This is a genomic window from Stenotrophomonas oahuensis, from assembly GCF_031834595.1.
Taxonomy (GTDB): domain Bacteria; phylum Pseudomonadota; class Gammaproteobacteria; order Xanthomonadales; family Xanthomonadaceae; genus Stenotrophomonas; species Stenotrophomonas oahuensis.
Genome location: NZ_CP115541.1, coordinates 2,196,368 through 2,219,646, shown reverse-complemented (window position 1 = coordinate 2,219,646; position 23,279 = coordinate 2,196,368). Strand labels below are relative to the sequence as shown.

Sequence of the window (23,279 nt, the reverse complement as noted above, 5' to 3'; positions counted from 1 at the left end):
AAATCTAGCCGAGGACGAGGTCGCCGTTGATAAGCGCCGCCTTGATGGTCAGCTGCAGATTCTCTATCGATTCCGCTGCAGAACGCAGGCTGCTTTCATCGCCTTGCATGGCTGCTTGACCCTGGGTGGAGTTCTCGATCTTCTGAAGCTGGCCCAGCATGCCTTCGCGATAGCTGGGGATCGGCTCGGCGCAGAACTGGGCGCAGCCGAGCTTCTCTGCAAGTACTCGTTCAACCGGAAGATTCAGCGCGTTCACCGGTGAGTCGACCTCAAACAGCCCCGCCACGCTCAGGCGCTGCAGCAGCGGGCTTCTATCGTGCAGATAGCCGTCGATGATGAGCTGGCGGTCGAAGAGTGCTTCCTGGGTGGCTTCGTTCATGCATGGTCCTTATGGATGAGTTCTACGGCGGGGCTCGCCGGTTGGCGGCCGCAAGTGGACCGTATCACACTGGGTTGAAGCCACGCAGGGCGTGGCTCTACGTTGCCTTCGCCAGGGCCAGCGCCGCCGCGATTACGTTCTTCGGCTCCAGTTCCAGCAGCTCTTGCGGGCACAGTCCATCCAGCAGCGGGTTGCCATCTGCAAACCACACCGCCATGCCCCAGCAGTCCCTGTGCGGGGCGAGGATCTTGGTGACCATGGTCATGGCCAGAAGGGGGCGGAAGCCGTCGTCCTGGTCCAGGCCGTAGCCGGGGTAATACTCCACGCCGTTGCGCAGGATGGAGAAGATGATGCCCTTCTTCCTCCACATATCCGGCTGCACGCGTTGTGGGTAGTCGCTCATTTCTGCCAACGCGATGATCTGCTCGGCGGTGAGCCAGTCGCCGGTCTCCCAGACCGACCTGCGCAGCTTTTCTTCTTCTCGGCTGCTGATGAGGTGATTCGTGGTGTTCACTGCACGCTGCTCCTTGCGCTGTCGGGTGATGCCCGAGGAGGATAGGCGTGCGTGAAGATGTGAAGTAGAGGCGTTTGCGACGTTGTGATGTCGCGTGTGGTCGCTTTTCGCGCGGCCTCAGCGCGGCTCCTCGTCTTCCGAGGGCGGTGTGACCGCCACGATGGTTTCCATGCTGGCGCGGCGATGGCCCGGGTTGTCCAGGTCGCCTTCGACCACGAACACGTTGTGGGCCGTGGGGTACTCGTCGGTGGGATTGCTGAGCACCACGTGGTCCACGCGGGTGAGGCAGTTGGCCTTGGCCAGGGCGAGCAGGCTGCTGGTGAGGCGTTCGCTCACGTCATCGAAGGTGCGGCCGTGGTCTTTGTCCAGCTTGGTGACGTGCTGGCGGATCTGCTTGTACATGGCGTGGTCCGGGTGCTGCGGCAGCGCCGGGCTCATGGGCTCGAGCGGCAGATCGTCTGGCGATGGCGGTGCGGACTTGGGGTGCTTGGACACTAGGCGGGTTCCTTCCTTGATGCCGGTTCGATGGTGCCCGGACATTGTGGTGTGAAACGCCGCGGAATGCGACTGGGGGGCGACGGACGCCACCCCAGGCCGGCACCGGACTCGTCAGTCCTTACCGAGCAGCTCGATGACCTCGTCCAGTTTGACGTATCTGGCACCGAGCGCGACCACGAGCGCCGTTGCCCCCGCAATGGCCAGGACGGGTAGCAGCGCCATGCCGCGCTGGCTATTGCTTCGGTCCTTGCGAAGCTCGTCGCGCATCTTTCGGACCGCTTCTAGCTCTTCCTCGCGCTGCTTGCGGATCCGGTCACGCTCTTCTTCAGATTCGGCTTTGTTGATCGAGGCCGTATAGAAGTCTGATGTGTGACGCTCCGTGGTCTGCTCGGTGGTCTCTTCGGCTACCCATGAAGGGCCGCTGCTCTTGGCCACCGCCTCCACCGAGTCCGCAATGGCTTTCGCCTGCTCCGGTGTGAGGTTGTCGAAGATCTTTCCCGCTGCACCGACCGCTGCGCCCCCCTTCCCGCGATTGATTGCCATCGCCTTTATTGCCTCGTCTAGAAATGACATTTCAAAACTCCCTCTTTGGCGCTGATCATGCTGGCTCCGCCACGCCCTGTCGGCATTCAGATGGCTTCCCGTAAGGGGAATCGGCACGGCCGGGAGAGAACTTTAATGAAGAAGCTCCTTCCGCTTGAAGGTCATGCGTTACCGGGCGATGTGGGCCTCACGGCAGTCGCCTGTCGGCCGACTCTACCGAAAGGGCTACACTCTGGATGCCTATCAATGACAAGGATGCAACATGGACGTCGTCGCTCTACGTACACGCCTGCTCGGCTTCACCGCGCTGGCCGCTTTGGCCGGCACCGCACAGGCCACAGTCACCCTGCCCCCGGTCAGCCCATTGCTGCAGCAGACCGAGCGCCTGCACGCGCTGACCGGTCTGGCTGATGCGGCTTCCCCCGAGAACGTGCCCGACCGGGAAACCCTGGTGACCGCGATGATGGTTGCGATGGATATTGCCGACCCCGTGCTGGTACCACGGGCCGATGCCGGCCCCGAAGTCCTGCCCGACCTGCGTACCGCGTGCGAGAACGGGCACAGCGCCACCGTGCAGCTGGTGCGTCTTGCGCAGGCCACGCCCGATCCCGGCGATATCCTTTCGCGCCTGTCCGTGGCGTTGGACCGCACCACCAACATGCAGATTCTGTGCGCCGCGCGTCAGTTGGACATTGAGAGTCGTGAGCTGCTCAAGCGCGGTGTCAGCCCTGGCGATGCGGCAACGCTGGATGACATGCGGCGGCTGCTCGATGACCTGAAGCCTAGAATCTCCATGCTGGTCATGGGGGCCACGCTGACCGACCTGAATCCCAACAGCCGCGCGCGGACTACCGCAGAAGCACTGCCGGTGCTGCTCGAGGTGGCCAGTGCGATGACGCCTGAGCTGCGGAAGGAAACCCTGGATGCCATCGACAAGACGCTGCAGAAGCACGACTCGGAGGGGCGCATTGATAATGAGGTGCGCGCCAGGCTGACGGAGGCTTTCCGCGGGGATGCCTGTAGTGCCAGCTGCAAGGTACTGGGTGGTGCTGGTGGAACCGGTAGCGTCGGTCGATAGACGACGACCGGTAGCGGCGATCGGCACGGTGACGAGGGACCGCCAACGTAGAAGCGCGTCTCCGTTCGAAGGTCATGCGTTCCAGCAGCGATTGGTGTTATCGGCCGTCGTCTGTCGACCGACGCTACCAGAGTCAGCGATTTCGGCGCGGCAATGATCCCCATCCGTCTGCGACGGTTTGGACGGGATACTCATTCTCCGGTGGCGTGGGTGTTGTGCCCAGTCGTGCCGCCAGACTGTAGGGATTGGATGGATTCTTCTATCGGGAAAGTCTGAGGGTGACCCACCTGCTGCCCCCCAGCCCTGTAACGCCGCGTCATGCGCTTCCGGCGTTGATGTGAGTCGCAAAAAGGCAGCCGGGCAGAGCCCGGCTCTACGGGGTATGCTGCGGGCATCAACCACGGAGGTTTAGATCATGGAAGAAAACAGCCCTTATCTGGCCGGCAAGGCTGAACTCAGCACCGCCGCCGACGGCTCTGCCACCGGGGTACCCGGCGAAATCACGCGACCGATCACATATCTTTGGATCCTGCTCGCTGTGCAGACCGGCATTGCCGTGGTGTGGGGTGGGTACCAGGTCCTCACCGCGCCATCGATGGCGCTTTTCCTGGCCGCGATCTTCGGCATGACGGCGGTCATCAACGCAGCCTGCGCATTTGGCGTGTACAACCGCGTTTACTGGGTTGCCGTTGTCGTGACGGTGCTGTACGGGCTTTCGCTGGTCATGGAGCTTTTCAGCCTGCTTAAAGGCACGCCCTCGATATTTGCTTTGATCGTGGGTGTTGTTACCACCATCATCGGTGTTCGCGGTACGCAGGCCATTCGTGACTACCATAGCTTCGTGGCAGCTTCGCGAAAGCGCCGATCGAGCCCCAGTTTGGCGGACGACCCCGCGTTCGCACAGAAGCAGGATGCGTAGAGCCGGGCTTGCCCGGCTGGGCTTTACACGTGTTGTTGCCCCGCGTGCGTCGGGCGTTGAATTGGGTCGCGGACAGCAGCCGGGCAAGCCCGGCTCTACGGAGTGTCAGAAAAATCCTATTCCCGGCACCCCACGCCAGCGCTAACCTTCGCCAGCCTTCAACTGGAGTCGCACGCCATGGATCAGGACCCGTACCACGCAACAAAGCCCCTTCCCGCCCGACCCGTCGAAAGCTGGGTCATTGAGGTTCCGGTCTCCATCACTCGCCCCATCAAGTACATGTGGTTGCTGCTCGCCGTCCTGAGCGCCATTTCTGCCGTTGCGGCATTGGTGCTGCTTCTCGGCAATCAGCCCTATGGCACCTTCCTCGCAGCTGGACTGGGGATTACGACCTGCATCTATGTGCCCCTTGCGGTTGGCATCTACAAGCGCATCCCGCTGGTGGCCGTGGGCACACTGGTGATCAGTGTGATCGGGTTGCTGGGGGCGTTCCTGAGGATCGCGCAGGGTGACGTTTCGGTGCCCGCACTTGTCGTGTCTGGCGTGATGACCTTTGTAAGTGTTCGCGGCACGATCGCCATCTATGCGTTCCATCGTCTTGTGGCCGATGCACGCCGGCGTCCGCCGGGCCCGCGTTTGAGCGACGATCCGGCCTTCAAGCAGGAAGCGTAATTTCTGAAGACCCACATCAATCGTTGGTTGGGTCGAGTGGTGCGCAAGGCGCTCATCAACGACTTCGTCCGACATGTGCGGGTGATGCCCGGCGGCGTCCCGTTGAGCAGGATCTGGCGTACTGAACGCTTTCGCCACCAACAATCGTTTCGTTTGTCCGTTGCCGGGATTCGGATAGCCACCATTCGCGAGATCGACGTGAGTCGCCGCCGGCGCAGGGCGATGCTTTCATCCATCAATGTGCACGCGTTTGCCCAAGGGCTGGGTATCGAACTGGCCCTTCTGCAAGGCTTCGGCAAGGCGGTGCGTGAGGGCTATGGCATCAACGCGATCGTCTTCTGCCAGAAAGGACCTGTAGGCTCCCTGGCTCCTGAAGCGCTTTTCCCGCGCCTTGGGGCGGTGCGGATTGGGGTTTCGTCGAAGAATGACGAGTGGATATGGAGGACGGATATGGATCCCCAAAGAAGCACGCGACTGAATTTCCAGAGGCGCATCAACCGTGGGGGTGCGTTCGATGAAGGCACCGGCGTGTCAATTCACAACTTCCGAACCGAGGCTGGCGGGCCATCCCCTCCCGACTACCTTTTCAACGTGAAACGCGAAGGCGTTGTGGTGGAAGGCACGGGATTCACGGGAGTTGCCGGGCATGAGTACAGACGGAACGAGAAAGGCGAGTGCTTCTATCCCCTGGATGCAACCCACCCCAACACCATTCGTATGCTGCTTGAACTCAGGGAAGTACTTCCCACCACGGAGGACGACTTCTCGTTTCTTCAGGGGGTCGCGATGGGCTTCATCATTGCAAGTTGTGGGGAACACCGAAGCCGGTATGAATGCCGTCGCCATCCGATGGTGACAACTGCCGCCGCGCTTGCCGAAGTCGGCGTTTCCTTGCCTGAGCACATTCCTGTTGCCGAGGATGGCACCGTGGTCCTTGCCGAGGTAGTCATACCGATGGAGGAGTAGCGACGCGCCATGCGCGTCGTGGTGGTCGCTAACGGCAGCCGGGCAAGCCCGGCTCTACGGGGATACTACCTCGAGGATCTGCTGGATCTTCTGCTCCAGCGCTGCGCGCTCGGCGTCTGTCTTGATCGTGGCGAACATCATTTCTTCGCTGGTCTCGCCCAGGCAGCGGCCTCCGAATAGACAGATGTTGGCCATATCCATGCTCTCCGGGCCGCAGTCGTAGCCCATGCGGCAGGCGGCCAGCACCCACGCTTCCCCTGCCAATGGACCAGTCACCAGCCCTTTATAGGGCTCGCCTATGTTGGCCGTGATGCTGCTTGTCAGGGTTGCGCCCAAGCTGCGCATCGCTGCGGGGTCTCTGGAGGCCACTACGTCATCCAGCAGCTGAGTGGCCGTTGCGGCGTCCAGCGGGGTGCGCTGCATGCCGTAGCCCCTGGCGCGGGCGGCAAGGTCGCCGTTTGCGGCGGCTTGTTCGTACCAACCACGAATCAGCTCCTGGGGAATGATAGCCCCGCCATCCACGGCGTCGCACAGTGCGATCCGCTTCTGCGCAATGCGGTCCAGTTCAGCGGCCTGCTCGGGCCGGTCCTGCCCGGCTCGCTCGTTCCACTGTAGAAAGCGGTCGCGGAACAGGTTCGGCACGAGGCAGGCATCGTAGGTCTCCGCCAGCAAGCGCTGGGCGACCGCGTCGCCAGATTTGGCGCGTTGCTTGAGGGATTGGAAGGCTTGGGCCTCGTCTACTCCGGCGTGTGCGGAAGATGAGAGGGTATCGGGGGCAGTGGTGCGGCGTTGCGCCGACATTGTGCTGGCGGACGGCTCGATGGTGGCAGCGGAGGCCTGTGCGGCCGGAGCTGGCCTGGTGAAATGCTTCCATGCAAAGGCGACCGCCAAGGCGAGCAGCGCTGTGATGATGATGAAGAGCTTGCCTAATGTGCGCATGGGGCCAAGTCCGTTTGGGGCGTTCACGTTTGGTGCCTTGGTAGGGTCGGACGACAGTCGACCGCCGATATCGGTGATCCGCACGGTAACGCATGACCATGGAACGAAGAAGCGCTTCTGCGTTTGATGGTCATGCGTTACCGGGCAATGGGAATTCCAGGGCGGTCGTCTATCGACCGACCCTACCGCTCCATCAGCATGGTCGCAAGCGGGGCACGTCGGGGTTGGTCGCGTGGAGCAGCCGGGCAAGCCCGGCTCTACGGGGTTTCCAGGATGGCCAGGACGGCTTCTATTTGTTGGTCCAGGGCTTCGCGGTCTGCCTCTGATTCGATCTCGCTCTTCATGGCCTGCTCGTAATCCCCTTTGCCGCACACGGCATGATGCAGGCAGTGATTGGTCGCCAGCGGACTCTCCGGCCCGCAGTCCATACCCATGCGGCAACCGGCCAGCATCCAGGCAAGGCTTGCCTTGCCGCTGACCAACGGACCATAGCCCTCGCCCAGGTTCTCGGTCACCGGCCCGCCCATCACGTTGCCGTAGGCGAACACGGCCACGGGATCTTTGGATGCAATCACATCGTCAAGAAAGCGCCGCGCCTCATCGGCACTGAAAGGTGGGTGGCGGAACATGTTGACGATGGCCCGCGCGGCCAGGTCGCCGTTCTCGGCCGCCTTCCTGTACCAGTGCTCACCGTCCTTCAGGGTGACGCGTGCCCCGCCCTCCACCTGGGTGCAGTCCTGCTGGAGCGCGCGGTGGGCGTCAATCGACATGGACTCGGGGCTGTCGGCGGGAATGTCGCTCAGCTCCAGTGGAGTGAACTTGAGCGGGTGGTCATAGATGTGGGCGCAGTCGATGAGCACCTGCGCCACCAGCCGCTGGGCTACGGCGTCCCCGGCTTCGGCGCGTTGCTTAAGGGTGCGGTATTGGTGGTACAGGCTGGGGGATTTGGTGGCGGAGGCTGTGTGGGCCGTGCCGGGCGATGCTGGCTGTGCGGTGATGGGGGTGTCCCCAGATGCCAGAGGGGGCCGCGGCGACGGTGGGGATATGTGCCTCCAGGCAAGCCAGCCTGCGAGTGCCAGCGGGGCGATGACGATGGCGAGCGTGCGCGAGGTAGACATGAGGCCAAACCCTTTTGGTTCTGTGTGGGGGTACTTCGATTTCGTTCGCAGACCCGCTTCGCTAGATTCGGCCGACAGACGACTGCCGATAACGTTAATCTGCACGGTAACGCATGAACATCGGCCGGAGAAGCGCGCGCCCGTTCAATGGTCATGCGTTACCGGGCATTGAAGATTTCACGGCAGTCGTCTATCGACCGACTCTACCGTCGCCGGCATACAGCGCCACCGGGCATATTCGAGCCAGATCGCCTGCTGCAGGCTGCCCCCCACTCCCGGAGTATCACAGTGGACGAAGTGGACGCAGAGCAGAGAACGTCGGCAGCCGTCCCACTGGGGCCGTCCTTGGTCTGAGTGAGGCGACCCGTATTCCTGGCGCTCTAGTCCGATGTGACTAACGAACCCGGAACTTTCTCGACAACAGCATCCCAACCGAATTCTTTTTCAAGCGCCCCCCTTACCAACCCACTTACTGCGAAACGGGAGGTATTCGAATGGACGTCAATTCCAGCAGGATTGAATTGACGCAGGAGGTCGAGCGTCTCTGCGCGCAACATCTTCTGCTTCTCGTCCGAGAGAATCGCTCGCCGGTGCTTCTTCATCAGCAGCCTGAAAGATTTGTTCGTCGTTATGCCGAAATCTTCAAGTTCTGACAGCAACTCGCTTGCATCCAGGCCAGCGTAATCGTGGCATTTCCTAAAGACAGACAGCACGATCTTTTGCAGACTCTGCCCTGTCAGTTTCTCGGCATCCACTCGAGCTCGCGCCTTTATCTTCCGCACTTGACGACCCCCTAACTGTCACAACCTGATCGCCCCTGAGATCATTGTCACGCCATCCTCAAGCACCTTGATAGCGCTCATCACGTCCTGCGATGCAAGGGCTTCAGGCTGGAGCCCCACAAAGCCCGCCACTTCACATCTGGAGAAGTAAGCGTCGTACGTTTCGGAAAGATCCGCATGAAACCGGTCCCTGCTTCCCGAAATTGTCCTGAAGAGATCAGTTAGCAGGTTCCAGATGTCGATCATCAGCTCGGGATCAACACTTGAGGTCGCCCGTAGTGACCTCAATGCTCCATCGAAATCAAAGAAGGACTCCTCCCCTACCTTCACATTTCCGGCCGACAAGTCCGCTTTTGACACGATGGACGGCAAGTCCTCTGCAGCCAAAATCCCTCCATCCTTACCCCAGAAGTAATCACCGGCATCCGATGACTCCCACAAGAGCCAAGCTTCTTCACCATTGGCGCGAAGCCTGACCGGGAACACGCCGCGTTGATCAGCTGAACTCGACATCAATAGATACCATTCATTCCGATCATTTTCCCTTCTCTTCGCACGACTTCGCGTACTTCGCCTCAAGAGCGGGAGCGATCCCTGGATCACGAAAGCCGTCTACCCGACTGAACTCTTCAATCCATGCTTTTGCTTCCGCGAGAGTCAGGCAGTCATCCGCTTCAGCCTTCGAGAAGCCTAAGCTGTACTGGGCAACACGGTGCCCACGGGCCGCAGCAACGACCGTCCAGTATCGAGCTTCGACAACATCCCCAATCGCTGCATAGTGACGGGAGAGGCGAAACGCTGCACTTGCATCTCCAGAACGCGCAAGCGCCATGAAATTCTGAAGCTTTTCGCCCTCAAGTTCCGAACCTCGGTCAATGGATCTCGGGTTGGGAACAATCACGCTGGGAGGAGGTGGCGGGGGTGGAACCGACCAAGCAGACGACACCCCAAGGGCCGTCCACACCCCAACCGCATACGCTGCGTGTTTACTTTTGAATTCCATCAAGGCGCAGCTCCTTCGTCGAAATACTCCCAGGTGCCTGGATTGCTTCTATCTATACCTCAATCAGCGTTCTTACCGAATGTCCCCTGATCATGCCATGCCGGGGCTAGATCAAGCCGCAGTCACGGCAGCCAGATTTTCATGCCAAATCTGCTGAAGAAGGCCCATCGCCAGGCCCTCTCCGAACTTCAGCGCCTCTACCAACTGGTTGCACTCCCATTCTGGTCGCACACTGATCAGTCTTCGAAGGGCGTCAGGAGGCTCCCGACCTCAGAAGCGCGAAGGAATCTGGAGAAGATTTCTGTACCGCTTGAGAGTGATTCAGACTCCACCTCCAGAATTCGTTCAACTTGGGAGAATACCCAGTTCACTTGGCCCCCTTCCTTCGCCTCGTAGGAGGTCTCGCCTGCGACACCTATCTGGTGCGCTTGGGCGGTCGCATCATCCTGAGACTCAGCATGCAGGATGATGATTCGCTCCTCCCAGAGTCCTCCCTCAGCGCTGGATTTGGAGTGCTTTGATTCGAAAAGTAGACTTGCCGCGAACCATCTCATTTAGCGGATCCCCTGCAACGGAGGCGTAAGTACTCACCCCTTCCGCAAACCCAATCGGATAACTCTGCGAGTGCTACCCACCGCCGGGCCATACTACCGCTGGTAGTTATCGTACAGCCCACTAGCTTTCGTCGCCTGCTGTCCCGGGAACCGCAGCGCCAGCTCAAACGCCACCCCATCCCCATCCGGATCACCATTCGGAGCCTGGTTCCCAAACACCTCGCTCTTGCTGCTCCAATCCCAGATGCTCAGGTTGCGCACCGGGTCGATCACCACACGCGGCGTACCCAGATGGTCGGGTTGGATGTACGCCACCTCCGGCACACCCGCTGCCGGTGCATTGATCAATGCCACCGGATAGTTACCCAGCCAGATCGCCTGCTGCAGCGCCTGCCCAGTGCTGCTGTAGTTGCCCAACCACTGGCAGGCCTCGTCATACACCGTGAGCTGGGCGGTGCCACCGGTCGGTTCGCGTTGGATGCGCTCGCCACGGTGGTTGTACAGGTAGCTTTCCAGCACCGCCCCACCCTGCATGGCATGACGTAGGCGGTTGGCATCGCTGTACAAGTACTCGCGGCTACCAATGCTGGTGGTATTGCCCGCCGCGTCGTGGTCGCGTAACTCTCCTTGCTGGTCATCCCCATGCGGTTGCCGGTCGGGTCGTAGTCGTACGCCTCGATGACCGTCCCGCTGGGGCCGTCCTTGGTCTGGGTGAGCTGGACTGGGCCCGACTACACAACTTTAAATCACTCTAATGTCCGGATCGTAGCCCGAGATGACATCAATAATCTCTTCACCCAGCATCAGGACGTAGTGAAAAAGTTCGACACCTTCCAGAGTATCCAGTGACTCAACTATGAACTGTCTCATCACCGGATCGCTTTCACTTCGGAGAATTGCTCCACGAACACCATTCAAATCCCGAAGAAGTCGGAGCTTGGAGCCCTCATCAGAGATTCCGACGAAATGCACGCCCGTAAACCTTACTTCGATGGCGATAGCACCGTCTTCTCTTCCGCCTTGTACAAGGAGCGCCCCGTCGTCAAAGCTGACCCTGCTGACGCACACATCGGGCAACTTTTCGAGTACCACTTCGAACCTATTTGACATATCGCACCTTGGTCTTGTTCCTTCCAGACTGTATCTCAATCGTAGGCGAACCGTCCGTTGAGTCCGGCCTGACAACGATTGTTCGACCATCGTCCAACGTTCCCACTCGAATTCCGCCACCCTTGTCTGAAACGCCGTTCGGCGAAAGCGCATCAAAGTCACCGTTTGCCGTATCAAACCCTCCCGGCTTGGTGTAGATGTCACTTGGCCCCCTTGTCTTTCGGCCAGGGGTAACCCCAGGAATCGGGCACGCAGCCGGCTGGGTCCCAGAACCATGCTTCTGATTGAGGTAGGCTTTGACCCCCGACGGAATTGCCAGAGTGATCGTGGTCAACACTCCGACCGCGGAGTCGGCGGGAAAGACTCCAGTCATAGGCGGAGCTGGATAGTGAGTAGCATAGCCTGTGTCCGCGACTGGATAGCCATCCGGATCAAGCCAAACTCCGCCCGTCGACGGCGGGGGGACAGGCCTGGGAACTGCCCGCTGAAGACCCCGAGGATCAATTGCACCATTGGGCAGGCCGCCTACGTAACCATAGGTGCTGATCCCTCCACTCAACCCAATCGGATCACTCTGCGAGTACCGACCCACCGCCGGGTCATACTCGCGCTGGTCGTTGTAGAACAACCCACTCGCATCCGTAGCTTGCTGCCCCGGGAACCGCAGCGCCAGCTCAAACGCCACCCCATCCCCATCCGGATCACCATTCGGAGCCTGGTTACCAAACACCTCGCTCTTGCTGCTCCACTCCCAGATGCTCAGGTTGCGCACCGGGTCGATCACCACACGCGGCGTGCCCAGATGGTCGGGCTGGATGTAAGCCACCACCGGCACACCCGCAGCCGGCGCATTGATCAGCGCCACCGGATAGTTATCCAGCCAGATCGCCTGCTGCAGGGCCTGCCCAGTGCTGCTGTAGTTACCCAGCCACTGACCCGCCTCGTCATACACCGTGATCTGCGCACCTCCGCCAGTGGGTTCGCGCTGAATGCGCTCACCCCGGTGGTTGTACAGGTAGCTTTCCAGCACTGCCCCGCCCTGCTTGGCCTGACGCAGGCGGTTGGCATCGCTGTACACGTACTCGCGGCTACCAATGCTGGTGGTGTTGCCCGCCGCATCGTGGTCCCGTACTTCGCCGTCCACGCTGGTCAGGCGGTGGCTACCCGGAGCGTAGGAATACACCTGGGTGCCGGCATTGCTGGTCATGCCCATGCGGTTGCCGGTGGGGTCGTAGTCGTACGCCTCGATGACCGTCCCGCTGGGGCCGTCCTTGGTCTGGGTGAGTCGGCCCATGCCGTCGTAGCCGAACTGCGCCAGCGAGGTAACCCCGTCAGCGGTCTTGAGCTCGGTGATGGCTCCCACCGGGTCATAGGTGAAGCCCAGTGACAGGCCATCCTGGCCCACATCCCAGATCCGCTCGGGACGGTAGTTGTAGTCCACAGGGCGAATCAGCTGACGCCCGTCGCCGTAGGTCCACCCGGTGGCCGGCCCGAACGGGGCGTACATCAGGTTGTTCACCACCACCTGCCGGGCCTGGCCCGGGCGGGTCAGGCCGATTTCACTGATCCGGCCGAGGCTGTCGCGCACGTAGTCGGCCACGCTGCCGTCCGGGTAGGTCAACTGCTGCAGTCGTCCGCCGATGGTGTAGGCATAGCGCACGGTGCTGGCCACGCCATTGACCGTCTGCACCTTGCGGGTCATCTGGCCGAAGCGGTCGTAGCAGTAGGTGGTGCTGCCGCCGGCATGCTGCACCTGGGCCACGCGGCCCGTGTGGAAGCGCTCGTTGGTGCTGCACACGGCCGGGGCGGTGTCGTAGGCGTAGCCGACGTTGAGATTCGGGTCGGGGTAGCTGATGCCGATCAGGCGGTTGAGGGCGTCGTAGTGGTGCTCCACCTGTACGCCGCGCGCGTCTGTCCGCACAACAAGATTGCCGGCCCCGTCGCGATCCATGAAGGTTTCGCCGCTGTCGGGGCTGCTCTGGACAATGAGGTCGCCGAAGCCGTTATAGGTGTAAGTGGTGTTCAGGCCCTTGGGGTCGGTGACCTGGGTGACCTGGTCCAGCGCGTTGTAGCTGCTCTGGATTTCGGCATTGATGCCACTGGCATCCTGCAGGGTGCGGGCCAGCCGGTTGAGCGGGTCATACTGCTGGGGCCCAGCGCGTTGTAGAAGCGGCTGAGGGTGAGGCGCAGGCTGCCGTTGGTGTCAGCGGTGTCCTCGCGCAGGCGGTTGCCGGCATTGTCGAGGTCATAGTGGATGGAGTTGCCGGCATTGTCTTCAATGTCGGTCAGGCGCTGCGCGGCATCGTAGATATAGGTGATGCTGCTCCCGTCCGGCTCGCGGATCTTCTGCAGCTGGACGGTGGGCCAGTAGTCGATCAGGGTGACCCGGGTTTCGGTGGGCGTGGCCGCCCCCCGCAATCACGTCGACGGCGGCAACTGCAGCCGACGCGCTTCGGTTCTGACTGCCGAACTATGGATGCGAACGCGCTCGCGCACCCGCTTCGGTAGAGTCGATCGACAGACGACTGCCGATAACGGTGATCGGCACGGTAACGTATGACCATGAATCGAAAACGCACGTCCCCGTTCAATGGTCATGCGTCACCGGTTGATGCGAATTCCACGGCGGTCGTCTATCGACCGACCCTACCGCTCCCGGAATAGCCGGCGCATGCGGCATTCTGGCCAAGCCCGGCTGGTTGGCGCGAGCGGCAAATGTCCGCCCGTTGACGGGCCCTCACGGGTACGCCAAGAATATACTAATCATGAATGGAGGCATGTGGATGGGGCGTTCTTCCAAGGTCATCGCCGGGGCAACGTTGTCGGCCGCAGTGTTGTACGCAACCTACTTCTTCGTCTCTTCAAATGCTCAGGAAGATGGTCAGCCAGCCGCTGAAGCCACACCTAGCTCGCCCGTAACTCCATCTCCGCAATCGACGACCTCACGCAAGCCGTTCACCAGATCAGAATCAGGTTATCGGTGGGATGCATCGAAACCTGGTATCGCAACCAGCGAAGCTGATGCCGCGTGGTTGGAGTCCAAGGGATTTCCCGGTCCGGATGTTGAAGACCATCTCCGCCGCCTTTCCTTGCAGGAACTGGAATCGCTCGCCGCGCGCGGCAATCAACCCGCGGCCGCGATCTACGCGTACAAGCTGGCCACCTCGGGTCGCCCACCCGCAGAGGTTCTCACGGCTCTGAGTAAATCGGCCAATGAGGGATCGGTCTACGCACTTAAGACTGCTGGCGACATATACATGACAGTGGACGGCTACCGCGATCCTGCGATCGCCAGTGCCTACTACGGCCTGCAAGCTCGGGCCGGCGACCAAGCTGGATTCGAACAGCGATACCTGCTTTCGCCTCAGCTCAACAATACGCAGCGCCTTCGATCAGATCTTATGCAAGAGATGTTGCTGCGGAGCATGGGCTCTACTCTGCAGTCACCCGCGGGACTGGACCCTCGTCCAGGTTTCAACGAGTTTGTTAAGCAAGGAATCACTTCGATTTCCACTCAGGAGGAGTAACGATGAAGATGCGCAGGAGCACGAAAGGTACGCGTGTTCGGTCCTGATAATCACGTCGTCGGCGGCATCTGCGCGCCAACCCGCTTCGGTAGAGTCGGTCGATAGACGACTGCCGATAACGGTGATCGGCACGGTGACGCATGACCATGAATCGAAAACGCGCGTCCCCGTTCAATGGTCATGCGTTACCGGGTGATGCGGATTCCACGGCAGTCGTCTATCGACCGACTCTACCGCGCCACACAGTACGGGCGCATTCGGCAGGTCCATCCCGCCCACCATCACCGCAAATCCCGGAAGTACCCCACAAACACCTCATCCCTTAACCACTGGTGCCTCAACCGCAACGTAAACATCACCTTCTCCATCTTCTGCGCCGCCGCAAACCGCTCCACATTGCCACTGCACCGCGCCGCATCCAGCTCCCGCCGTGCCTCCGCCAGAAACCGCCCCACGCGATCTTCCAGCACCCACAGCGCCATCTCTATCCGCGGCAGCCGCGTGCCGCGTGCCATCGCCACACCCTGCAACGCCAGCTGCAGCTGCTCCACATGCAGCGGGTAATCCTTCAGCTGCTCCGCCAACCGCGCAGGTAGCGGCGGCAGCACCAACCGCGCGCGTGCACCCGGCTGCGGATGCGGCCGCACGCGCCCGACCATCACCCGCCGAAAGCGCTTGATCACCATCACTGCCCCTCCCCGACATCGTTACCGGTCCACCACCCTATTTCCGGGTCGCTGGCGGAAGGGCAGATGCCCGCGGTGGGATGCGGCCGTTCGCGCTCGGCCATTTCCAGATCAAACCGGACCTGCAGGTTCATCCAGAACCACGGTGAGGTGTTGAAGTAGTGCCCCAGGCGCAGCGCGGTATCGGCGGTGATGGCCGCGTTGCCACGCATGATGCAGGCAATGCGGGTGTGGGACACGTTCAGCGCGCACGCCAACGCGCGGCCGGAAAGCCGCATCGGCACCATGAAGTCTTCGGACAGTATGGTGCCGGGGTGCAGCGGCGGCACTTCCTCACTGCGCAGCATGGTGGTGCCTCCTGCGGTTGCCATGGGTGGGGTTGTGCCAGCCGTACTGGCGCTGCACCAGCGCGTCCAGGTCCTCCGGCGTGCGCGCGCGAGGGGCCATCGGCTGCGGATGCGGCAGGAGCTTCAGCACGAAGGATGCGGTGATGCGCAGCGCGTCGTTCATCTGCAGATAGATAAGCGGCAGCCGCGGCATCCTGACGGTCTTGCGCAGATACCAACCCAGCACGCCGCGCACGGCACGCAGGCACCCAGCCCGCGCAGAACGCAGGGGAATAATGATGTTCATGAAATCCTCCACAACATTGGTGCCACGCCCGGCGTGGCACGCACGGATCAACCAACCAACCGTTTACTCGCGCCCAAACCGGGAACTGGCCCACCCTTCCCGCCGGGCCCGCTGCACCTCATCTTCATCGCCAAACTCCGGCTCTCGCGGCTCCACCGGCGGCATCTCCTTGCGCACCTTCAGCGCCGCGCGATCCACCGCATCACTGAAGCAGGTAAGGTCCACCGCATGCGGGTCGTATTCCAGCTCCACGAACCGCTCCATGAACAAGCGAATGGCCTCGGCCGGGTAGTAATGCGCACGCATGGCCGAGCCCTTGAAGCGGCAGCGCAGGTCGTCTTCCACCTTGAACCGCATGTACGACGGCTTGGTCATGGTCATGGCGTGAACCCCTTCGGCGCAGGGTGGTGGGCGTAGGCCTGCACCTGGCTGTAGTGGACCTCGCGTTCCAGCGTGGTGGGCATGTGCAGGGTGCGGAAGCCCGGCGGGTAGCGCGGGGTGATGATGAGCTGTTCGCCGGTCCACTCGAACCGGAGCGTGGTGCCCTTGCCCAGCCCGATGTGGCGCAGCCAGCGGCCGCGGGTGAGGAAGAACGGGACGTAGTCGTCGTGTTCGTCGTCGTTGGCGGGCGGGGGATTGGGGGGCTCGGAGCCGCCGGCGGAGGCGGCGGCCTGGGGTGGTGCGGTTGGGGTTTCGGAGTCCGGTTCTATAGCGACCGAATCGCGTTCGGGGTTGGGTGTTTCGGGCCAGATCTTTTGCATGATGGACAGCCTCATGGAGTAGGCCCCCCTCGCCGGAAGTGGCGAGGGGTGGTCGGGAGGTTGGAACCGTCAAGCACGAAACGGCGTGGCGTATTTCCCCCGGAGGAAGAGGGTGTTGTATTAACCACCCTCCCGACCTCGGGCCTACGTCCATCATTGTTCGTGCTTGGGAGGTTCCACGCTCCGTCCGAGTAGATTGGTCGATTCCGATTTGGAAAAGTACCCGTGCAAAATCATTGACTTAGAGTGATATTTCGGAAACGACAAATGGCTGTCGCAGGTGACCCGTTTCAGTCGCAGGATCTGGGACGCAGTGCACAGATCATGCCCCTCCGCGTAGGAGACGGACGAAAAATGCAGATTGACTCGGAGTGGCTGGCCGCGTTCGACGAGGCGCTTTTGGCCTTGTTTGCGATTGACCACGCGGATGCGGGGATGGATCGGGAGGAGTTGGGGTGGTATTGCGAGATGCCGGTGTTCGCGATCACCTTTGCTTGATGGCATGCACCCGGAAGAGCTCGCCGGCCCTGCTGTAGGTTCCGGCGAGCGTTCCTGACGAAATCAGCCTACCGTCACGGTACCGCTGCCTTCGCAGGGGCCATTTAGACAGATCGGAGGCGAAGGGTTGCCCCAACCCGATCCGGGAGTATCGATGCCACCGCCGCCACCAGCCGCACCGCTGCCGCCGCTACCGTCACCGCCACTCGCGCTTCCGCCAGGCGCAGCCTGCTGCGTACCTTCGATAGGCACGGTGCACATTGTTCCCAAACATGAGACAAGCCCCTTCTCCTTGGTGCCATCTGCATACGTAACATCGACAACGGTACCCAGCGGTGCAGAGGTGGAACCATGGACAGTCCTGTACATCCCTGTAAGGCCAGTGAGCGCAGCGATTCTGAGCACATCATCTTCAAAGACGCCAATGTTCTTCGCAGCATTGACTTCAGAGTAAGGCAGCTTTCCCGCATCGATGGATATGGTTCCAGCTATTGCAATCAGCGCGAGACTACCAATTAGTGCAACGAGGTATCTGATACGAAGCTTCGACTTCCTTGACATGCGCCCTCCTTAAGGGGCTTTGAGAAAACCTGAAATCCGTTCAATTTTCTTATCGAGAACCTGCGAATCGGAGGAGGTTATGACGCTCGATCGCACAAACTGCTCGAAATCCTCGCCCGCACATCGACCAGTGTTCAAGCACATGTTCTGCATCAGTCGGCTGTTCGGCGAGCAGTCATACCCATTTCTGCAGGCGATTACCATCCAGGCATATCCGGAGGTCACACCTGACAAGAGGTCCTCTGGCTGATCGTCCGAAGCAATCAAGCCCAAACCAGCCGCGAGCTCTCCTAAGGAGAAGGCTGCCGCAGGATCACCGGACTGCGTGACACCTTCCCACAAGTTATTTGACGTAGCCTTATCGGGCTTCTTTGCAGAGAGTGAGATTGATGTGGCCTTCGACGCCAAATCTCCGTTTTCGGACGCCTGTGCGTACCACCCCTTGATCAGTTCCAGAGGTATGGGCGCACCGCCGTCCACGTTCCTGCACTCTTCCGCCCGTGCTCGTGCAACTCGAAGCATCTCAGATGCTTCCGCGCTGTCGCCAACGTACTTTGCGCGGGTTTCGTAATCCGACAAGTAGTTCTCCGGCGACATGTTCACCATGAAGCATGCGTCGTAGGTCTGCGCAAGCTGTCGCTGAGCGACCGCATCGCCAGCCTTGGCCCGGGATTTCAGTTCTTCAAATGCCAGTACTGTAATAGGACCGGACGAGCGCACCTCTGCATTGGTCGCTTGAGATTCGCTAGCTGATGGGGAAGTGTCACGGGCACCGGAGTGTACGTTCTGAGGAACCGAGGTTGCAGGTTCTTCCAGCCGCGAATGGGCCCAAGTGAAGTAGCCAGCGGCTGCCACAGCGGCCAGCAGCGTTGCGGAAATGAGAATTCGTCTGGCCATCGCCCAAGTTCCTTCTTGTCGATCAAGTAGATACGGATAGCGCTTCCTCTGAAGATGAATAGCATACATGAACCGAGATGTCACACCTGCCAGGTCCGTTGGAGGACCATGCCGTCAGCAGTGACCTGGGTTCATGAGGTGGCCCTCGGAACCTTCTAGCGCGCAGTCCACAGATGATGCTCGCCGCCTCGCAGACACGGAGAAAAATGCAGATTGACTCGAATCAGCTGGCCACGTCCGACGAGGCGCTTCTTGCCTTTTTTTCGATTCACCACGCGGATGCGGGGATGGATCGCTAGCCGCCGCCTCCACCACCACCGCCTCCGCCACCCATGACCATGGCTCGGACGTGTTCCTCGTTGACCCGCTCCTGGTCCTGCTGGCGCTGCAGGTTGGCCTGCTGTTCCTGCTGCATGTCGCGTTCCAGCAATACATCCAGCCGCTCCAGCGATTCCTCGTGCGGCGTTGTCACGGCCTGCTCCGTCGGCATCACGGCACGTCGGTGTGCGGGGTTGTTCAGTTCGCCCTGCACCACGAACACGTTGAAGCCCGGGCGCTGGTCGCCGACCTGATTGCTGAGCACCACATGGTCCACACGCTGCAGGCCGTTCTCCTTCGCCAGTACCATCAGGCTGCTGGTGAGGCGCTCGCTGGTGTCGTCGTAGGTGCGGCCGAGGCTTTGGTCCAGTTTTTCGACCTGTTCGCGCACCTGGCGGTAGAGGGCGTTGGCCGGGTGTGCTGGGTCGCTGGGTTGCAGTTGGCTGAGAGCGGGTTCATCTGCTTGGGCGTGCTCCGCTTCCGGTAGCACGTGCTCGGGGACATCGGCGCTGCTCGCCATCTCTGGCGCTGGCAGTTCTTCTTCCGGGTGAGCTTCGTAGACGGGGAGCTGGGACGCCAGGAAAGTGTCGTGGTGCTCGTGGGCTTGAGAGACTTCGTGCTCGGGAGCTTCCTTCGTATCCTGGGTTACCGGTTTGAGGGGCTCATCCACTTTGTGCAGGGATGGGTCACTTGCCGGGTCGACGGGAGCGACGTGCTGGACCTCGATCCTGGAAGCTTGGGCGCTTTCGTGCAAGTGAGCGGCTGTTGCTTGCGTTTCCGCGGCTGTGTTGGAAGGGGGATGTGCGGGTTGAGCAGGAGCGGCACCGTCAGTGGGCTGCTGGCGGACCTGCGCCTCCGGTGTATGAGGTTCGGCTGCGGGAGTCGTTGCCTGTTCCTGGCGGGCGCGATCCTGCTCGGCGCGGGCGGCTTCCTGCTCGCGCTGTTGGGCTTGGTGGTGGAGTGCTTCGGCTTCGGGGCGGGTGGGTGTTGGGGTTTGGGGTGCGTCGTTGTTCAGCCGGGCAGAGCCCGGCTCTACGGGGATTGCGGCTTCGGTTGGTGGTGATGATGCGGCCATACGGGCCGCTTCGGCCACGCGGGTTGCCTCGGCTGCGGCCATCGCATCAGAATCTGTAGAGCCACGCCATGCGTGGCTAGTCGAAGCCGCCACATCCAAAGCATCCGAATACTCGCCAGATTCGCGAGAACCCAGCTGCCCTGCTGCCAGCATCGCCGCCTGCCCGGCCTGCTCCATGGACAGCCCCGCGCGATTGGCCTCGCGCAGCGCTTGCTGATGCGCCTCAAACTGCTGAGGAGTAAGCGCCGAAATCTTCAGCTCGGGGGCCTGCGGTACCACGGCTTCTGTTTGCGCACGCGTATTCGTCTCCCGCAGCGCAGCAAGAATCTCTTCGCTGCTGGTCACCGCCACCACGCGACGAACACCATCCGCACCGATCTGCAGATGCGCGATAGGGCTGGCGGCAGTGAACTTCCCCTCTTCATCCGGCTGCAACAGCATGGCCCCACCGTGAAGCCCATGCTCCTCCCGGGTTCGATGCACGGCAGCGTCAATCGCCTGCTGCCAGCCCGGAAACAGCTCCGTGCCGACCATGCGATAGCGATACTGCGTCTGCTCGCGGCCAATGTCCTCCGGGCTTGGAGGATTTGCCTTGATCTCGCTCACCAGGTCGGTGTGCCGCTGAAGCTCCGGCAGCAACAAACTGCGGGTGTTCTCCAGCTCAAGCAATGTGTTGCCTGTGGCGGGCACCCCATCGTGCACCCACTGCCCTTCACCCACCCGCTCATACTTCTGGCCGTTCCAGGTCGTCAGCTTGTCCGCGTTGCCCATCGCGTAGTCAGCCGCCCTGGAGCGTTCGAGGTTATCTGCAGCCCAACCGCTCCGGTGGTAAACCAGATCGTAGCGCGCCGCCACGGCCGCCGGGCTGTTCGCAATATTGCGGGCAATGACCGCCTCCGCCTGCGCATCCAGCTCTGCGGCACGCTCGGGACTGGCTGTCTCGGGCATATAACTACCCCGATTTCCCTCACCGGACACACCGACCTTCACCGTTCGATGCCATTGACCGTCCGCCGGATCACGTGTCCAGTCAGCGGGGCTGATGCTTCCTCGGTCACTATCGTTGGCAGGCAGCCGGTACGGATTCTGCGCGGGGGGCAGCGCCTTCAGCGCCAGATCGACGGAGGCATTGGTGGCCTTGCAGTTGAGCGCCCGGGCCACGTCGTAACCCGCCGCAATGGTGGTGGCAACCGGATTGTCCACCCCATCGGCGGTCGTATCGGCCATACCAGAACGCGTCCAGGCGCGGCCGGTGAACTCCCATTCGACGCCGCTGGCGTCCTTCTGTTGGTAGATCTTCTTGTCTTCCCACAGATCTACGGCCTTATCACCGACCTTTGCCCAGAAAGCAGCATCGGCGGCAATGAGCACCATGGGCCCTGCGCCCGCCGATGCACCCAGCGCATAGGCCGTCGCTACACCCCCCGCCCAGCCGCCGCCGTTGCGGGCGGCAAAGCCTACCGCCTCGGATTGCGCGCCGAGTGCGTTGTCCTGGTTGTATAGATCGGCAACGCGCTGTGCGGTGGTGACGGCGTCGGCCGCACTGGCAAACAAGCCCGCAGCGCGGAGGGCGCTGTTGGCGGTGGGGTTGCCGAAGAGCAGTTCGGGGCTGATGCCGCCGCGCTGAGATAGGGGGATGTAGGCCTTTGGGGGATGGGCGGCAAGGTCGTAGATACCGCCTTTGGTCTGGCCGATCTCCGGGAGCTCATCCACCAGCACCTGCTTGACGAGCTTGGAGGTTTCGTCCGACAGCGTAAGGCGGTTCGCCGCTTGGGCCTGGGCTATGGCCATCCGCATCTCCATGCGGCCGGCAACCTCCTTCGCTGGTGCCTCACCACGGGCGGAGACAAGGTGCCGGCCCTCCGCTTGCGCAGCTTCGACCACGAAGGCAACACGGCTCTCGTTGTGAGTTACCGCCGCCCATTCTGACTCGACTGGTCCCATTCGACGGAGATGGTCGATCTGGTCTGCGTGACGTACTGCATATCCGTTGAGATCGCCGATCGTTGCGCGGTTTGCCGCGTTTGCTCCATCTTTGCTCAGGCGATCAGGCGTGGTGGCGAATGCATCTCCATTGATGATGGCGACCTTCAAGGTATCCTGGATGGATTCCACTTTAGCCGCGACGCGGGCAAGCGCATCTGGATCATTGTCCAGTGCTGCCATTCCATCTGCACTCGCCGATATTTTTTCGAGGACTTCACGAATTGCGGTGTTGTATGAGCCACGGGTGCGTCCTCTATGAGGACTCGACTCGATCTCGTCGGCGAGCACGCCGTCGAATGGCAAATACAATCGATTTCGCGAGGAGTCCAAGTCGATAAGCTTGCTACTGACCAGTTTTTGCAGAATTTCGCTGCTCTTCAACTGAACCGTATCTATGACGTGGTGACTCTGTAGAACAACGCTGCTCGATGACATTCTCTCCACCTATCGACTAAGCATCCCGCTAGAAATCAATAATCTGCCGCGTCATCCAACGCCATACCGCTATCGCCGCCGTACACGCCGAATCCATGCTCGACAAGGGCGTCGCGCATGATTCGATCACACACAATCATCGCGCCATTAAATGGGGACCTGAAGATGTGCGCATCCTTCACAACATCCTTTCTGAAGGCGAGGCGCGCCCCGCCTGCAAGGTCATAGAACCTGCCATTTGGAAAGCCTTCCGTAAGGACTTTCACCTCGGAAGCATTCTCATCGACAGCATCCAGTATCCGGCAAACATCGCACAAGTAGTGCAACGGACCAGTGCTTCCATCAAAGCGTATCAGCTCACATTGCACGAACAGGAATCCACTGGGATCAACTGCCTCAAACACCCTCTTCAATCGCTCGGAGACAAGCCAGTAACCTTCAAAGGCGACCTGGAAATCATGGAGAGAACCCTCAGGCGCCAAATCTGTCATCACTGGCGTTTCGGAAAACTTAGGGAATCCACCCGTCCTGGGCCTGATGATCCCGCCTCCCGGGGGTCGAAGAGCCTCCTTGTTCGAAAACTCAACTTCATGCGGGGCGACGTCGAAGTCCGGGTTGATGATGTAGTACTCGCCAACTCTTGGTTGATTCACGATTGTGGTCTCGCTCATACGCTTCTATACAGATTATTGGTCCCGAAGGATCAGAGTCTCCAATGAAGGCTCACACCTCGTCCCCGGGAGATCGTATCGTAGTGACGAACTGTCCACGGCTTGCGACGTCACTCAGGCGAGCCTCTGAAGTGAAACTTGTAGAGGAAGAAGGCC

The 23,279-nt window shown here is 61.0% G+C and carries 26 protein-coding genes and 2 pseudogenes; 6 read left to right on the top strand and 22 right to left on the bottom strand.

Annotated elements, in window-relative coordinates; translation table 11 throughout:
- Positions 1-4: 4 nt before the first annotated feature.
- The 4 genes from PDM29_RS09725 to PDM29_RS09710 form a co-directional block, all read right to left on the bottom strand.
- The gene (locus tag PDM29_RS09725; protein ID WP_311193621.1) at positions 5-379 is read right to left on the bottom strand and encodes a hypothetical protein; all 375 of its coding nucleotides are present in this window, start codon (positions 377-379) and stop codon (positions 5-7) included.
- A 97-nt stretch (positions 380-476) separates the two neighbouring features.
- Positions 477-893 carry a hypothetical protein gene (locus PDM29_RS09720; RefSeq protein WP_311193620.1) on the bottom strand — a complete coding sequence of 139 codons (417 nt, stop codon included), beginning with the start codon at positions 891-893 and terminating at the stop codon, positions 477-479.
- 117 nt (positions 894-1,010) lie between these two features.
- Complete coding sequence (locus PDM29_RS09715; protein ID WP_311193619.1) at positions 1,011-1,388, bottom strand: XVIPCD domain-containing protein; 378 nt, start codon at positions 1,386-1,388, stop codon at positions 1,011-1,013.
- Between the two features lie 114 nt (positions 1,389-1,502).
- Positions 1,503-1,964: a hypothetical protein gene (locus PDM29_RS09710; RefSeq protein ID WP_311193618.1), complete on the bottom strand. Its 462-nt coding sequence runs from the start codon at positions 1,962-1,964 to the stop codon at positions 1,503-1,505.
- A 232-nt stretch (positions 1,965-2,196) separates the two neighbouring features.
- On the opposite strand from PDM29_RS09710, the gene PDM29_RS09705 reads away from it, so the two are divergent.
- The 4 genes from PDM29_RS09705 to PDM29_RS09690 all read left to right on the top strand — a co-directional run bounded on the left by PDM29_RS09705 (position 2,197) and on the right by PDM29_RS09690 (position 5,569).
- A complete protein-coding gene (locus tag PDM29_RS09705) occupies positions 2,197-3,012 on the top strand; it encodes a hypothetical protein (RefSeq protein WP_311193617.1) in 816 nt (271 codons plus the stop codon).
- A gap of 415 nt (positions 3,013-3,427) precedes the next feature.
- Entirely contained in the window at positions 3,428-3,931 is a 504-nt protein-coding gene (locus PDM29_RS09700; protein WP_311193616.1) for a hypothetical protein, read from the top strand.
- Positions 3,932-4,108: 177 nt separating this feature from the next.
- The gene (locus PDM29_RS09695) at positions 4,109-4,603 is read left to right on the top strand and encodes a hypothetical protein (protein WP_311193615.1); all 495 of its coding nucleotides are present in this window, start codon (positions 4,109-4,111) and stop codon (positions 4,601-4,603) included.
- A gap of 39 nt (positions 4,604-4,642) precedes the next feature.
- The gene (locus tag PDM29_RS09690) at positions 4,643-5,569 is read left to right on the top strand and encodes a hypothetical protein (protein WP_311193614.1); all 927 of its coding nucleotides are present in this window, start codon (positions 4,643-4,645) and stop codon (positions 5,567-5,569) included.
- A gap of 54 nt (positions 5,570-5,623) precedes the next feature.
- On the opposite strand, the gene PDM29_RS09685 is transcribed toward PDM29_RS09690, so the two are convergent.
- From PDM29_RS09685 to PDM29_RS09650, 9 genes and pseudogenes are all read right to left on the bottom strand, one after another.
- A complete protein-coding gene (locus tag PDM29_RS09685) occupies positions 5,624-6,508 on the bottom strand; it encodes a hypothetical protein (RefSeq protein WP_311193613.1) in 885 nt (294 codons plus the stop codon).
- Between the two features lie 257 nt (positions 6,509-6,765).
- Positions 6,766-7,731 (bottom strand): hypothetical protein, encoded by a 966-nt coding sequence (locus PDM29_RS09680; protein ID WP_311193612.1) that lies wholly within the window; start codon positions 7,729-7,731, stop codon positions 6,766-6,768.
- A gap of 275 nt (positions 7,732-8,006) precedes the next feature.
- A complete protein-coding gene (locus PDM29_RS09675) occupies positions 8,007-8,381 on the bottom strand; it encodes a hypothetical protein (protein ID WP_311193611.1) in 375 nt (124 codons plus the stop codon).
- A gap of 45 nt (positions 8,382-8,426) precedes the next feature.
- Positions 8,427-8,921 (bottom strand): hypothetical protein, encoded by a 495-nt coding sequence (locus PDM29_RS09670; protein WP_311193610.1) that lies wholly within the window; start codon positions 8,919-8,921, stop codon positions 8,427-8,429.
- Positions 8,922-8,943: 22 nt separating this feature from the next.
- Positions 8,944-9,411, bottom strand: coding sequence for a hypothetical protein (locus PDM29_RS09665; protein WP_311193609.1), 468 nt, complete (start codon positions 9,409-9,411; stop codon positions 8,944-8,946).
- A 236-nt stretch (positions 9,412-9,647) separates the two neighbouring features.
- On the bottom strand, positions 9,648-9,965 hold the full coding sequence (locus tag PDM29_RS21055) for a DUF4288 domain-containing protein (RefSeq protein ID WP_425508737.1): 318 nt from the start codon (positions 9,963-9,965) through the stop codon (positions 9,648-9,650).
- Positions 9,966-9,969: 4 nt separating this feature from the next.
- A pseudogene (locus PDM29_RS09660) lies at positions 9,970-10,592 on the bottom strand (RHS repeat-associated core domain-containing protein); the annotation flags it as partial.
- 114 nt (positions 10,593-10,706) lie between these two features.
- Positions 10,707-11,075, bottom strand: a complete 369-nt coding sequence (locus PDM29_RS09655) for a hypothetical protein (protein ID WP_311193608.1) — start codon at positions 11,073-11,075, stop codon at positions 10,707-10,709.
- 475 nt (positions 11,076-11,550) lie between these two features.
- Positions 11,551-13,493 (bottom strand): annotated as a pseudogene (locus tag PDM29_RS09650) (RHS repeat-associated core domain-containing protein); the annotation flags it as partial.
- 347 nt (positions 13,494-13,840) lie between these two features.
- Between PDM29_RS09650 and PDM29_RS09645 the strand changes: the two are divergent.
- Complete coding sequence (locus PDM29_RS09645) at positions 13,841-14,602, top strand: hypothetical protein (protein WP_311193607.1); 762 nt, start codon at positions 13,841-13,843, stop codon at positions 14,600-14,602.
- A gap of 281 nt (positions 14,603-14,883) precedes the next feature.
- Here the strand turns inward: PDM29_RS09645 and PDM29_RS09640 are convergent, their stop codons facing one another.
- From PDM29_RS09640 to PDM29_RS09620, 5 genes are all read right to left on the bottom strand, one after another.
- Complete coding sequence (locus tag PDM29_RS09640) at positions 14,884-15,288, bottom strand: hypothetical protein (RefSeq protein WP_311193606.1); 405 nt, start codon at positions 15,286-15,288, stop codon at positions 14,884-14,886.
- Positions 15,288-15,635, bottom strand: a complete 348-nt coding sequence (locus PDM29_RS09635; RefSeq protein WP_311193605.1) for a HigA family addiction module antitoxin — start codon at positions 15,633-15,635, stop codon at positions 15,288-15,290. Before PDM29_RS09635 ends, PDM29_RS09640 begins: the two co-directional genes overlap by 1 nt.
- Complete coding sequence (locus PDM29_RS09630) at positions 15,622-15,921, bottom strand: hypothetical protein (RefSeq protein ID WP_311193604.1); 300 nt, start codon at positions 15,919-15,921, stop codon at positions 15,622-15,624. Before PDM29_RS09630 ends, PDM29_RS09635 begins: the two co-directional genes overlap by 14 nt.
- Before the next feature lie 63 nt (positions 15,922-15,984).
- Positions 15,985-16,302, bottom strand: coding sequence for a hypothetical protein (locus PDM29_RS09625; protein WP_311193603.1), 318 nt, complete (start codon positions 16,300-16,302; stop codon positions 15,985-15,987).
- Positions 16,299-16,682 carry a hypothetical protein gene (locus tag PDM29_RS09620; RefSeq protein WP_311193602.1) on the bottom strand — a complete coding sequence of 128 codons (384 nt, stop codon included), beginning with the start codon at positions 16,680-16,682 and terminating at the stop codon, positions 16,299-16,301. Before PDM29_RS09620 ends, PDM29_RS09625 begins: the two co-directional genes overlap by 4 nt.
- A gap of 354 nt (positions 16,683-17,036) precedes the next feature.
- Here PDM29_RS09620 and PDM29_RS09615 point away from each other — a divergent pair, with 354 nt between their 5' ends.
- Positions 17,037-17,180, top strand: a complete 144-nt coding sequence (locus tag PDM29_RS09615) for a hypothetical protein (RefSeq protein ID WP_311193601.1) — start codon at positions 17,037-17,039, stop codon at positions 17,178-17,180.
- Positions 17,181-17,243: 63 nt separating this feature from the next.
- Here PDM29_RS09615 and PDM29_RS09610 read toward each other — a convergent pair whose 3' ends face one another.
- The 4 genes from PDM29_RS09610 to PDM29_RS09595 all read right to left on the bottom strand — a co-directional run bounded on the left by PDM29_RS09610 (position 17,244) and on the right by PDM29_RS09595 (position 23,123).
- Positions 17,244-17,741, bottom strand: a complete 498-nt coding sequence (locus tag PDM29_RS09610; RefSeq protein ID WP_311193600.1) for a hypothetical protein — start codon at positions 17,739-17,741, stop codon at positions 17,244-17,246.
- A gap of 9 nt (positions 17,742-17,750) precedes the next feature.
- Positions 17,751-18,638 (bottom strand): hypothetical protein, encoded by an 888-nt coding sequence (locus tag PDM29_RS09605; protein WP_311193599.1) that lies wholly within the window; start codon positions 18,636-18,638, stop codon positions 17,751-17,753.
- Between the two features lie 295 nt (positions 18,639-18,933).
- The gene (locus tag PDM29_RS09600) at positions 18,934-22,452 is read right to left on the bottom strand and encodes an XVIPCD domain-containing protein (protein WP_311193598.1); all 3,519 of its coding nucleotides are present in this window, start codon (positions 22,450-22,452) and stop codon (positions 18,934-18,936) included.
- Between the two features lie 35 nt (positions 22,453-22,487).
- A complete protein-coding gene (locus tag PDM29_RS09595) occupies positions 22,488-23,123 on the bottom strand; it encodes an imm11 family protein (protein ID WP_311193597.1) in 636 nt (211 codons plus the stop codon).
- Positions 23,124-23,279: the final 156 nt, after the last annotated feature.